The sequence below is a fragment of the Crassaminicella thermophila genome (assembly GCF_008152325.1).
In the GTDB taxonomy this organism is placed as follows: Bacteria; Bacillota; Clostridia; order Peptostreptococcales; family Thermotaleaceae; genus Crassaminicella_A; species Crassaminicella_A thermophila.
Genome location: NZ_CP042243.1, coordinates 2,846,850 through 2,858,999 on the forward strand (window position 1 = coordinate 2,846,850; position 12,150 = coordinate 2,858,999).

17 protein-coding genes and 1 riboswitch are annotated in these 12,150 nt (G+C 32.0%); of the genes, 3 read left to right on the forward strand and 14 right to left on the reverse strand.

Going from position 1 to position 12,150, the window contains the following annotated elements:
• Window positions 1-19 precede the first annotated feature (19 nt).
• On the reverse strand, window positions 20-952 hold the full coding sequence (locus FQB35_RS14325) for an ABC transporter substrate-binding protein (protein WP_148810525.1): 933 nt from the start codon (window positions 950-952) through the stop codon (window positions 20-22).
• Between the two features lie 134 nt (window positions 953-1,086).
• Between FQB35_RS14325 and FQB35_RS14330 the strand changes: the two genes are divergently transcribed.
• The gene (locus FQB35_RS14330; protein ID WP_148810526.1) at window positions 1,087-1,335 is read left to right on the forward strand and encodes a hypothetical protein; all 249 of its coding nucleotides are present in this window, start codon (window positions 1,087-1,089) and stop codon (window positions 1,333-1,335) included.
• A 32-nt stretch (window positions 1,336-1,367) separates the two neighbouring features.
• Here the strand turns inward: FQB35_RS14330 and FQB35_RS14335 are convergent, their stop codons facing one another.
• The 5 genes from FQB35_RS14335 to FQB35_RS14350 all read right to left on the reverse strand — a co-directional run bounded on the left by FQB35_RS14335 (window position 1,368) and on the right by FQB35_RS14350 (window position 4,530).
• Window positions 1,368-1,589, reverse strand: a complete 222-nt coding sequence (locus FQB35_RS14335; protein ID WP_148810527.1) for a hypothetical protein — start codon at window positions 1,587-1,589, stop codon at window positions 1,368-1,370.
• A 39-nt stretch (window positions 1,590-1,628) separates the two neighbouring features.
• Window positions 1,629-1,769: a hypothetical protein gene (locus FQB35_RS15965; RefSeq protein ID WP_168198367.1), complete on the reverse strand. Its 141-nt coding sequence runs from the start codon at window positions 1,767-1,769 to the stop codon at window positions 1,629-1,631.
• A 114-nt stretch (window positions 1,770-1,883) separates the two neighbouring features.
• Window positions 1,884-2,063, reverse strand: a riboswitch (cobalamin riboswitch).
• A gap of 37 nt (window positions 2,064-2,100) precedes the next feature.
• Window positions 2,101-2,814 carry an ABC transporter ATP-binding protein gene (locus FQB35_RS14340; protein WP_148810528.1) on the reverse strand — a complete coding sequence of 238 codons (714 nt, stop codon included), beginning with the start codon at window positions 2,812-2,814 and terminating at the stop codon, window positions 2,101-2,103.
• Entirely contained in the window at window positions 2,814-3,572 is a 759-nt protein-coding gene (locus tag FQB35_RS14345; RefSeq protein WP_168198368.1) for an ABC transporter permease, read from the reverse strand. The genes FQB35_RS14340 and FQB35_RS14345 overlap by 1 nt, the downstream gene beginning before the upstream one ends.
• A complete protein-coding gene (locus FQB35_RS14350; RefSeq protein WP_148810530.1) occupies window positions 3,544-4,530 on the reverse strand; it encodes an ABC transporter substrate-binding protein in 987 nt (328 codons plus the stop codon). The genes FQB35_RS14345 and FQB35_RS14350 overlap by 29 nt, the downstream gene beginning before the upstream one ends.
• Window positions 4,531-4,727: 197 nt before the next feature.
• Between FQB35_RS14350 and FQB35_RS14355 the strand changes: the two genes are divergently transcribed.
• The gene (locus tag FQB35_RS14355; RefSeq protein ID WP_148810531.1) at window positions 4,728-5,186 is read left to right on the forward strand and encodes a DUF3189 family protein; all 459 of its coding nucleotides are present in this window, start codon (window positions 4,728-4,730) and stop codon (window positions 5,184-5,186) included.
• A 3-nt stretch (window positions 5,187-5,189) separates the two neighbouring features.
• Here FQB35_RS14355 and FQB35_RS14360 read toward each other — a convergent pair whose 3' ends face one another.
• From FQB35_RS14360 to FQB35_RS14380, 5 genes are all read right to left on the reverse strand, one after another.
• The gene (locus tag FQB35_RS14360) at window positions 5,190-5,480 is read right to left on the reverse strand and encodes a metal-sensitive transcriptional regulator (RefSeq protein WP_231701813.1); all 291 of its coding nucleotides are present in this window, start codon (window positions 5,478-5,480) and stop codon (window positions 5,190-5,192) included.
• Between the two features lie 194 nt (window positions 5,481-5,674).
• A complete protein-coding gene (locus FQB35_RS14365) occupies window positions 5,675-6,148 on the reverse strand; it encodes a DsrE/DsrF/DrsH-like family protein (RefSeq protein WP_148810532.1) in 474 nt (157 codons plus the stop codon).
• A gap of 11 nt (window positions 6,149-6,159) precedes the next feature.
• Window positions 6,160-6,384, reverse strand: coding sequence for a sulfurtransferase TusA family protein (locus FQB35_RS14370; protein ID WP_148810533.1), 225 nt, complete (start codon window positions 6,382-6,384; stop codon window positions 6,160-6,162).
• 24 nt (window positions 6,385-6,408) lie between these two features.
• Window positions 6,409-8,058: an FAD-dependent oxidoreductase gene (locus FQB35_RS14375; RefSeq protein WP_148810534.1), complete on the reverse strand. Its 1,650-nt coding sequence runs from the start codon at window positions 8,056-8,058 to the stop codon at window positions 6,409-6,411.
• A 137-nt stretch (window positions 8,059-8,195) separates the two neighbouring features.
• On the reverse strand, window positions 8,196-8,591 hold the full coding sequence (locus FQB35_RS14380; RefSeq protein WP_148810535.1) for a hypothetical protein: 396 nt from the start codon (window positions 8,589-8,591) through the stop codon (window positions 8,196-8,198).
• Window positions 8,592-8,759: 168 nt separating this feature from the next.
• Between FQB35_RS14380 and FQB35_RS14385 the strand changes: the two genes are divergently transcribed.
• The gene (locus tag FQB35_RS14385; protein ID WP_148810536.1) at window positions 8,760-9,194 is read left to right on the forward strand and encodes a rhodanese-like domain-containing protein; all 435 of its coding nucleotides are present in this window, start codon (window positions 8,760-8,762) and stop codon (window positions 9,192-9,194) included.
• Window positions 9,195-9,232: 38 nt separating this feature from the next.
• Here the strand turns inward: FQB35_RS14385 and FQB35_RS15970 are convergent, their stop codons facing one another.
• From FQB35_RS15970 to rnmV, 3 genes are all read right to left on the reverse strand, one after another.
• Window positions 9,233-10,483, reverse strand: coding sequence for a DUF7922 domain-containing protein (locus FQB35_RS15970; protein WP_168198369.1), 1,251 nt, complete (start codon window positions 10,481-10,483; stop codon window positions 9,233-9,235).
• 97 nt (window positions 10,484-10,580) lie between these two features.
• Complete coding sequence (rsmA, locus tag FQB35_RS14395) at window positions 10,581-11,444, reverse strand: 16S rRNA (adenine(1518)-N(6)/adenine(1519)-N(6))-dimethyltransferase RsmA (protein ID WP_148810537.1); 864 nt, start codon at window positions 11,442-11,444, stop codon at window positions 10,581-10,583.
• A gap of 15 nt (window positions 11,445-11,459) precedes the next feature.
• Window positions 11,460-11,990 carry a ribonuclease M5 gene (gene rnmV / locus FQB35_RS14400; RefSeq protein WP_148810538.1) on the reverse strand — a complete coding sequence of 177 codons (531 nt, stop codon included), beginning with the start codon at window positions 11,988-11,990 and terminating at the stop codon, window positions 11,460-11,462.
• Window positions 11,991-12,150: the final 160 nt, after the last annotated feature.

Genomic DNA, 12,150 nt, shown 5'->3' on the forward strand with positions numbered 1-12,150 from the left:
GCTGGGAAAATCCCAGCTATTATTTAAACAATTCTGGATGTATAATTTTTGCTAATTCCTCAAGTCCATCTGCAAGCCTTGGTCCCTGTCTTTCAAGAAGATTATTATCTATCTCAAATACCTTTCCTTTTTTAACAGCTGTTAAATCTTTATATCCATTTGTATTCATAAGCCTCTTTTTTGTATCATAATATTTTGAACAAATTAATATATCTGGGTCTTTCTCAATCAATCTTTCTAAGCTATATTTCCACCCTTCAACATCTCTTGCAGCATTAAGGCCTCCTGCTAATTCTATCATCTTGCCAATAAAAGTATCTCTTCCAGCAGTATAATCTCCACCTTCTCCAAAGCCAACTACATAATAAACTTCTGGTCTTTCTGCATTTTTTACTTTTTCTGTAACGTTTGAAACCTTTTCTTTCATATTAGATACTATTCTTTCTGCTTCATCTTTAGCATCTAATGCTTTTCCCAATTTTTTTATTACTTCATAAACTCCTTCAAAGCTTTCTTCCCCATAAAGAACAATAACCTTAATATTTAGTTCCTCAAGTTTTTTTAGTACATCCTTTTTAAAATGGGTTGACGCCACAACCAAATCAGGTTTTAAGTCTACAATTTTTTCAATATTTGGCTCCATTAAACTTCCAATAGATGGAATATTTTTTACTTCTTCTGGATAATCACAATAATCTGTTCTTCCTACTAATTTTTTACCTAATCCTAAAGCAAATATTGTCTCCGTTATATTTGGAGCAATTGAAACAATCCTCATAGGCTTACTTTCAATTATGACTTCTCGATTATAAGAATCAACAATTTTAACTGGATAGACTTCTTTTTCTTCAGCCTTCTTAACACCTTTTTCACTAGGTTTTGCACAAGCTGAAAAAGAAAATATAAGTATAATCACTAAACATAATGCGATCACTCTATTTTTTGTAATCATATTTTTCCTCCATCTCCCTCTATTATTATTTAATCTTATCTATAGTTTTTGTATTTTTCACTTGTCTATTCAATTTTTATAGACAAACTATCATGCTTGTGCATATATTATTACAAAAGAAAGGAGGCTGTCTAATGATTTATGATCCATATTATCGTGATTTATATGAAAAGTATCAAAGATGTCTTTGGTATGTTTGTCAACTTCAATATATTACGTATCAACAATATCAACAAATAAAAAAAATACCACCTTTTGCTACCCTCACTGATGAAGAATTAAAAAAAATACAAGACTTAGAAAAAGAACTAGGCAACAAATACTATCTACTTGCATTCGAAAAAACTGTAAAGGATCTTATGCGTAGACTCAGAATAAACTAGAAAAAGAGCCTTATTTAGGCTCTTTTTCTAGGCTAGTTTATCTGTTTATATCTATAAGAGAAATTCGTATTTTGCTGTTTTTTTATAAATAACTGTTTAAGCTCATTCCAAAAAACTTTTTTTAATTCACTTTTATTTTTTACATGCTTTTGAGCAAATATTTTCCTATAAACTTGATCTGCTTTTACATTTCCTGTTATATTTCTTTCTCTTCTTTCTCCAAAATTTTTATACATATCTATATTTACAATCATTTTTATTTCCCCTTTCAAATTAATAATCTATATACTCTTTTAATAGATAAAAATTTGATGGGGTGGTTCTGGAAAGTGGCCATAAGAAACAAATTTTAATAATGTTATATGATTATCCGTAAATATAGTATCTAATGAAAAATGTGTAAACTTACTGTCCTCATATAATAAATCATCCATTCTTATGCCTCCTTCCTAAATAATAAAGCCCTGTCAGAAGACAGGGCAAATAGACTCATTATCACAAATAATAATGAATTTAGATAATTTGTTTCCTGGCCTTCCCTCCGAAGGTAGTCACTCACACAATAGGCAGGTCTCCTGACTTGTGATTCTTCCTACTCCCTCTCCTTCCCGTTTTCACAGTGGATTACTTGAGGTTTCGTCATCACTTACAGTAGCGGGGGCTGTGTCGGATTCTCACCGAACTTCCCTATTAAACCTAAAAAAGGTACCTAATGCATCTACTATATTTACTTCCAGCTTATTATACCACTAAGTGCCTAAATGGTCAATCATCACCTAAAACTTTATGAATTTCCCTTTTTATACTAATAATCCTTTCATCCTCTAAGCTTCTTTTGTGTCTTAACAAATCGATATTAAATCTCTTTTTTATTTGAACAGGTAACTCACTAAAAACATAAATACTATCTCCTAAAAGGACTGCCTCTTCTATATCATGGGTTACAAATATAACTGTTCTTAAATCTTCCATCCATAGTTTTATAAATTCATCCATTAATCTCTTCTTACTATTTACATCTAACCCCTTAAATGGCTCATCCATGAGAAGTATATTAGAAGAATATGCAAAAGCTCTTGCTATTGCCACTCTTTGCATCATCCCACCACTTAAATTTTTGGGATAATAATCTTTAAATTCTCTTAACCCAACCAAATCAATGTATTTTGATACTATTTTTTCTCTTTCTTCTTTTTCATAAATATCTTTTAAAACAAATTCAATATTCCCCCATACACTCTTCCAATCTAGAAGCCTTGGTTCTTGAAAAATATAAGAAATAGCCTTTTGATCAAATCCTGAAAAAATACCCACATCTGGCTTAAGAATCCCGCTTATCATATTAAGTAGCGTTGTCTTGCCACACCCTGAAGGACCTAAAATACAAGTAATACCATTTTTTATGATTTCCATATTAAAATTTTCAAATACTTTAAGTCCCTCATAGCTTTTATAAAGCTTCTCAATTTTTAGTGTCATTATACTCTCCACCTAATCATCTTTTGTCCTAGTATTCTTAAACCCTTTTCAAAAATAAAGCTCAATATAATTGCAACAACCGTCCACGCAAAGACATTTTCTGTTTCTATATAAATTTTTGATGTATAAAGACTTGTCCCTATAGCAAACTTTGGTTGACTTAAAACCTCCGCTGCAACAGTAGCCTTCCATCCAATCCCCATAGCAGTAGAAATTCCTGCTATAAAAAAAGAAACAATTGAAGGAAGATAAATTTCTAATAAAATTCTCCATTTCTTAACACGGTATATTTTTGCCATCTGAATAATTTTTTTATCTACACTTTTTATTCCTTCAGAAACATTAGCACATATTATAGGAAAAGAAACTAATAAACTAACAAATATAGGGACATTATCAGTTTCAAACCAAATCAAAGCCAAAATAATAATAGACATAACAGGAGTAGACTTAATCATAACTAAAAAGGGTTGCATTAATTTTTCTAAAAATTCGCTTATACCTGTCAATATACCTACAGCTAACCCAAAAATACAAGATAATAAAAAACCTATTAATCCTCTTATTACTGTTGCTATTACTATTTTTAAAAAAGTTTTAGATTTTAAAAGATCTATAAAGCTTATCCATGTAGCTTCAGGAGAAGGAAGAATCATCTTAGAAGCAACAACTTCAGAGATGACCTTCCAAATAAATATAAGAATCAATATAGATAAAACGGTTGGAAATTTATTTTTGATGATAGTAGAAATTTTCATCAGGAAGCTTTCCTCCCACAGCTTTTGCTGAAAAATCATATAAAACTTTTAAATAGTTTTCAACAGCTTCTTTTGCATCTGATGCAGTTTTAAAATCAAGATTACATCTTGGTATTGCCATCTCAGCCATTTTTGCTTTCATTCCGATTCCATGCTTTTCAACCAATACTCCTGCTTCCTCTTTATTCTCGTTTACCCACTTTACAGATTTTTCATATTCAGCTAAAAACTTATTAACTACTTCTGGATGCTTTTGTGCAAAATCTTCTCTTACAACAATACAGCCTTGAGGAATTAAAGCTTTTCCTCCTAATGTGTTTTTCCATTCATCTTGAATATTCATAGCAATCTTAGCATCTTTATTCTTCATACTAACCATAGTTACAAAAGGTTCAGGAAGCAAAGCTATATTCACTTTTTTAGCAGCCATAGCTTGTGCAAGCTCCACATGTCCTAATGTATAATCTAATGTTACATCCTTATCTGGATTCAATCCATTTTTCTCTAATAAATACCTAAAAATCACATCTGGATTTGATCCTTTTGCAATAGAATTAATATTTTTTCCTCTTAAATCTTCCCAATTATGTATTTCTTCTCCTTGTGTCATAACATAAAGAACTCCCCAAGTATTTATGGCTGCAAGCTTATATCCTGCTCCTTTATTATAAAGCTTTGCCGCAACATTTGTAGGAAGTGCTGCAAAAGTAACTTCTTTTGATAAGAGCTTTGAAACTAAAATATCTGGATTTTGTGCCACCTCATAAACTGAATCAAAATTTTCACCTAAAGATGGTTTTTCCTCAAACATTTTTATCATTCCAATAGAAGTCGGTCCCTTTAACCCTGCAATCTTTACTATCTCTTTTTCACTTTTATTTGTTTCTTCTTTCTTTGAACAACCTACAGCACTAAAAATTAACATAAGCACCATAAGCAACGATAGAATTTTTTTCATTTCAACCCCTCCCTTAATAAGTACCTTCAAAAGTTATCTGGAGTAAACGTTCTTTTTATATTTTTTACTTATAAAAAAAGTATAACACAATATATCATATGTAAAAATACAAAATTCTTTAAAAATATTCATAAGTATATATTTATAAAAACTATCAAATCCTATAAATAAACATTTTAAAAGAAAAGGTGATTGGCTTGTACATTATTTATCATGATGTGGGCGGCACCCATTCTACTGTTGTTGCCGCTGCAATACATCTTAACAAACTTCCATTAGATAGCGTTCCTTCAAAATCTGAAATACTAAACCTTCCTTTATTTGATAGATTAGAAAAAAAGGATATTGGTCGATTGATTTTTCATGGAAAAGATGAATATGGTCATAGTATTTATACAATAAGCAGACAATATTCTCCCCGTTTAGTAGTAAATGCTCTGCAAACAGTAGCAGATATGATCAATAAAGACAAAAATGAAATACTCTGTGTAGATACTTCAAAAACAGTAAATAACCTTATGCGAATTGGTGGAGCAAGCTCTAGGAGACTCGGTCTTGTTTCCTTCGGAAGGCCTATTGTTACATATGGAACAATAAAAGCCTATCCTCAAATTGCTACTATTGTAAAAAAGACAAAATTAAAAATAGCACATTAAGTGCTATTTTACAAATTTTACAATTGTTTTTAATACATTCTCTACTTCTTCTTTACTTAGGCTTTCCTTATCTCCAATCAAGCAATCCTTTGCATGCTCTTCTAATATGATAAGCCCTACCTTATGAACAGATGCCCTTATTGCAGCAATTTGAAGCAGTATGTCCTCACAAGTTTTTGTATCCTCCTCAATCATCTTCTCTATTCCTGCAATATGTCCCTTTATCGTTCTTAATCTATTGATAATATCCTTTTTTGCATCTTCTCTAGCCATAAAAATCATCCCTTCTTTCATCTACTCCTCTCTATATTGTATCATATCTAATCAATTCAAATAAGCATTTATATAGATAACCAACATAAAAAAATATAAGAGAATGACTCTGATAACTTTTGTTCAAAACTTACTGGAATGAACGTATTTTTATATTTCTTTTTAAAATTAGTTATCCATATCATAAAAGTGGTTGCTTTAACAACCACTTTCCTCTAAATAAACAAATTTACATTAGCCTCATCAGCTTCTCCAAGATAACTTGCTACCCCTGCAAATTCTACTCCATCAATAATCTCCTCTTCCTTTATACCCATTACATCCATAGACATAGTGCAAGCAATCATCTTTACACCCATCATTTGTGCACTTTCTATTAATTCTGGTAAGGTATTTACATTTTTCTTTTTCATGATGCTCTTCATCATCTTTGCACCAATACCACCAAAATTCATCTTTGAAAGACCTAACTTTTCAGCACCTCTTGGCATCATCCAGCCAAACATTTTTTCCATAAAATCTTTCTTTACCTTAATCTTTTGCGCTTTTCTTAATGTATTTAATCCCCAAAAGGTAAAGAACATGGTTACTTCACTTCCCATAGCTGCTGCACCGTTAGCAATAATTAAACTTGCCATAACCTTATCCATATCTCCGCTAAAAACAATAATTGTTTTTTTATCAGCCATGTCAATCCTCCCTACTTTTTAAGGATTTTTGCTGTAATCTCAGTATCTGTTTCGTTTAGCTCTATAAGCTCATTGCCTGTTTTTTTGCACCAAGCCTTAATATCTTTTGAAAATCCTCTATCTGTCACCTTTACATTGATCACATCTCCTGCTTGTGCTTCCTTTACTGCTTTAAAAACTTGCATAATTGGTCCTGGACATTGAAGTCCTTTACAGTTTAAATTAATCTCTGCCATTTCAATTTCCTCCTTTAATTATTCCTATTCTCTTTCAAAAGGATAAGCATTCATGCCACCCTCTAGAATTTTCAAATCTTTAAATCCTAATTCTTTTAATTTTAGATAAGACAAATATGCATTTTTACCTACCTTGCAAACCAAAACCGTCTCTTTATCTTTGTCTAATTCATTTGCTTTCATAGTAATCTGTCCTGAAGGAATATTTATAGCTCCAGGGATTGTTCCAATCATAAATGATGCTTCATCACGTACATCTACAATTTGTAATTCATTTAATCTATTTTTTAATTCAATAGGTCCAATTCCCTTTACTCTGTTTGTCAACTTATTTGTCAATACACTAGCTGCTACAATAGTAGAACTCATTGCCATAGAGAATGGCGGCGCATAAGCCAAATCAATTTTTTGTAAATCCTCTACCTTTGCACCAAAAGTTATTGCTGTAGCAATAATATCAATTGGTTTGTCTATAACTCCTTCTCCAATTACTTGTGCCCCTAATACTTTGTGGGTATTTTTGTCTACAATAAGTTTTGTAATAATTTCTCTATATCCTGGATAATAATGTGCTTTATCATTTGCAGGAACTAAAGCAGTCTCTACCTCAAATCCTGCTTTCTTTGCATCTCTTTCTGATAATCCTGTTTTTCCTGCATTCAGTTTAAAAAGCTTTACAACAGTTGTTCCAAGAACGCCTTTTAAACCATCCTTTTCTTCATTTGCCATATTTATCGCAGCAATTCTACCCATCTTATTTGCAGTAGAACCCATTGGATACCAAGCAGGCTTTCCTGTAATAAGATTGATATTCTCTGCACAATCTCCTACTGCATAAATCCCTTTTATGTTTGTTTCCATGTGCTCATTTACCTTAATAGCACCTGTAACCCCTATTTCTATACCGATTTCTTTAGCTAATTGTGTATTTGGCCTAACACCAACAGACATAATTACAAGATCTGCTTCAATCTCTCTTTTGTCTGTAACAACCTTTGTAACCTTTTCATCTCCTACTAGTGAAAGAACTTTTTCTCCTGTATAAATATTGACTCCTTGTTCTTTCATATAATTTTGTGCATAAAGAGCGATCTCTTCATCAAAAGGAGGCAGAATATGATCTATAAGTTCGACAAGAGAAACTTCAATATTTCTTTCATGCAGATTTTCTGCAACCTCAAGACCTATAAATCCGCCACCTACAATAACAGCCTTCTTTACTTCTCCCTTATCCACCATTTCTCTTATTTTTATTGCATCGGATACAGTTCTTACTGAAAACACACCTTTTAATTCTTTTCCTTCAATAGGCGGTACAAATGGAGATGCACCTGTAGCAATGACCAATTTGTCATATTGAAAGTTTTTCATTTCCCCTGTTGTTAAATCTTTAACCTCTACATATTGTTCTTCTTTATTTATTTTCACCGCTTCATGCTTTGTTAACACCTCAACACCTGTAATTGCCTGAAAATCTTCTGGTGTTTTTACAACTAATTCACTCTTTTCTTCAATAACCCCTCCAATATAATAGGGTAGTCCACAACCTGCATAAGAAATATCCTCATCCTTTGTTACAATACCAACCACTGCTTTTGGGTTTTCTCTTTTCAATTTAGCAGCAGCCTTTGTTCCTGCGGCTACACCACCAATAACAAGTATTTTCTCTTCCATAAACCTATCCTCTCCTTTTCCCCGCCCCCCATGGCGGGGTTTTCTTACTTATATAATACGCTGACTTTGACAAAAAGTCAACAAAAACTCTCCAATTTTCTGAGAGTTTCTGTTGACTCGTTTTAACTTTATTGCTCCTAATACCCATACCCTGGATAATCTCCTCCAGGATAGCCATATCCGGGATAACCATAACCTGGATAGCCATATCCTGGTCTTCTTCTACGTCTTCTTCCTAATAATTTTCCTAATAACAATATCCATATAAGACTCTTGAATAATCCCCTATGACCATACCCTCCATCTGGTGATCGATACATATTGTCTTTGATATACATTTCATATATTTCATCTACCATCTCTTCAACCGTTTCTTTTTTAGGAAATGGATACATTTTAGAATTGTAAATATGATCTTCTCTTGCACAAATTTTTTCAATATATGGATTTAAGTCTTTGCATACTTCTGGATACATTTTTTCAGCTTCACTCTCACAATAACCCATGTAATCATAATATGGATAAGGATACAAAGTATTTTCCCCCTTTTGTAATAATATCTATAATCTCTCTATTCTTATCATATGTACTACTTATAAATTTGTTCCTCTATTCTATGATTTTAAAATAAAATTTCAGTAATAAAACAACCTCAATACAAATATATTATTAGTACAATGCCAAGTCGTGAGGTGATATAAATGCTAAAAATTTTCGTTTTAAAAAGACGTAGCCTGTATATCGGTTTAGCTATTTTAGCAATCTTAATCATTGGAATACTTGTACTTATTTTTTCAGGTTCAGATGAAACTTTTTCAGAAACAATGAAATATGCCTATAAAGAAATCTCTCCTGAACAAGCAAAAGTACTTATAGAAAAAAATCCTGATGTCACGGTTTTTGACTTAAGGGATGAAGAAGAATATCTACAGGGGCATTTGCCAAGTGCCACACAGCTATCTTATAAGGAGCTAAAGAAAAAATTAAGCTATTATAACAGAGAGGGTATTTACATTATTTATGGCAGCAGCGATAAAAAAAGTGCAAAAGCTGCAGATCTAATGGCTAACAAAGGGTTTCCCAAAATTTTTATACTTCATGGAGGCTTTGACAATTGGCCTTATGAAGTAGAATAAATAATAACAGGCACACCATTTGGTGTGCCTGTTATTATTTAACGAGGAGGAATAGTTGGTTTATATGGTACAGCTATATTACCAGTTTTAGCATCTATATGGAGTATCCAATATCCATAATCTCCTTTTTCTGGTTTCTTATCCTCTATAGGATGCCAGTAAACAAATCCTGTCATCCCTTCATAAGGCTGCTCACTTAATATGAATCTACCAGGAATCCCATAGATATAATATATAGGCTCACGATTTTTATCATACATAATTCCAAAAATATAATGCTTATACTTATATATTAAATGAGGACATCCTATCATATTGTTTATATAGGGCGAATAACAATACATCTGATGAATATATCCATAAAAAGGCAAGAAATTTCTATATAATGTTTGCTGACTACAATCAATCTTCCACCACTTGCAGTTTCCAAGATTCTTTTCAAATGGCTTTACTTCTTTATAATATTTTAAGACATTCTCTACATATCCACATACCATTTTAAAATACTGATGGTAGTGTTCATATGGATTTTTACAGTCATAAGACCTCATCTGATCATAATCTATGCCATAATCTTCATTTCTTTTTTCATCCTTATCTTTCTCAATTTCCTCCTTAACTTCCTCTTTCACCTCTACTTTTTCTTCTTCAATTTCTTCTTTCTCAACCTTTATTGGATCTATACGAATCTCTTCTTTTTCCTCATTTTTTATCTCTTCTTCAATAGTTTCTTCTTTTTGAATATCTTCTTTAACAGTTTCTTCTTCTTTTGGTGTCTGCTCTTCTTTTACTTCTTCTATTTTTACAGCTTCATAATTATTCTCTTCTTTTTTCTCTTCTTTATAATGGTTGGTCAAAACATGCTTCCACCTTACCTTTTCCTTATCTATAAATCCTACTAAAGGTGCAACAATCTCTTTCCTCTGACCATTTTGTACCTCTGCTACAATAGCAATAACATTAAATTCTTTTATCGCATTTCCCTGTCCATCAACATTCTCAGGATTAAATCTCCAATATAGTTCTCCTTTGCCGCTCTCATCAATAACAAACGTTCCATTATCTGCAAAAATTTGCTTACCGTCCTTTGTTCCTATCAAATACCCTTTATATACATACTCTGCATTATCAAAATACTTTAGATTTTGAATATAGTGACTAAGTACACCCTTCCCATTTTTAGTTTCGATCTTCGTATATCCCTTTGGCCTTTTTCCACCTTTGTTCTCAAAACCATGATCTTCTTCCTCAAGTATTATAAAATACCTTCGATAACGCTTTCTGTCCATCGTCACCCTCCCTCCTTTTTTAATCACTTACTATTAATATATGTACTATATACAAAATAAGTTCACTTTTAACAAAAAAAATAAGCCCTCTTAAGGCTTATTTATAATCATATAATATATCAGAAAGCTTTGCGAACTCTTCTATAGTAAGAGTTTCCCCTCTTCGATTTCCTTCAATGCCACTCTCTTCTAAAACCTTTTTTATAATTTCCTTATCTACACCTAGGCCACTGTTAGTAAGAGCATTTAAAAGGGTTTTTCTTCTTTTTCCAAAAGCTGCTCTAACAACAGCAAATAAAAGCTTTTCATCCTTCACCTTAACCTTTGGTTCATCTCTTACAGTCAATCGAATAACGGTTGACTCTACATTTGGCTGAGGTATAAACACTGATCTTGGAACCTTTGTAATAATATGTGGTTCACAATAATACTGGACTGCAACAGATAATGAACCATAATCCTTGCTCCTAGGCTTTGCCTGCATTCTGTCTGCAACTTCCTTTTGAATCATTACCACAATATTTTTTACAGGCACCTTTTCTTCAAGAAACTTCATAATAATAGGGGTTGTTACATAATATGGAAGATTTGCAATAACCTTTACAGGCTTCCCTTCACATTTTTCTTCAATAAGTTTATGTAGATTAAGTTTTAAAACATCTTCATTTACAATCTCTACATTATCCTTATCCCCTAGAGTTTCCGAAAGGATTGGGAGTAAATTTTTATCAATTTCAATAGCAATAACCTTATTTGCTTCCTCTGCTAATGCTTGAGTAAGGGTTCCAATACCAGGACCTACTTCAATTACCATATCCTCCTTATTTACCTCTGCTCCATCAATAATTTTATACAATATATTTTCATCAATTAAAAAGTTTTGTCCTAAACTCTTTGAAAACCTAAATCCATATTTATTGACAATTTCCTTTGTCACCTTTGGTGAAACTAATCTATCCATAATATCCTACTCCTATTAAAGTTTTTTTAAAGCTTCCTCAAATTCTTCTCTAGTAATGCCGTAATTATTCAATCGATTTAAAAACTGTTTGGCATTGGCATATCCAATCCCTAAAAGCTTTCCTAATTCATCTCGTCGACTGCTCGCCTCCATTGAACCCACCAAATCATTCTTAATTAAATCTATCTGCTTAAACTCACTTCTCTTTTCTTTACTTTCTGTTCTAACCTTCTTAAGTGCAAGTATAATATTCTCAGGCGATGCATTTTCTATTCCTATATCTCCATTTTTTATAGCTTGCTCCCTTGGCAAAAAAGCATGCTTACATCCTTCTATCCTCTTTGATATAGTTTTTCTAATCCTCTCTCCTGCATGGTCAGGATCTGTAAAGATAATCACCCCTTTTCTTTTTTGGGCAAACTCTATCCTTTTTAAGGTCTCTTCTGTTATACCAAATCCATGCGTAATAATAATCTCTGCATCTACTGCACGCTTTACTGCAATCATATCATCTCTGCCTTCTACTACAATCACTTCTTTAATCATAATCTTCCTCCAAGTATTCTTCTATTCTTAAAACATTTTACAATATACTTACATATCTGTAAAACCGAATTTTAAGAAGCTTATTTCCTTTTCTTATTATTTCCTCTATAATTAAAATATAAATGAACTGAAAAATAATTTATATTTCATTTTAAAGTAA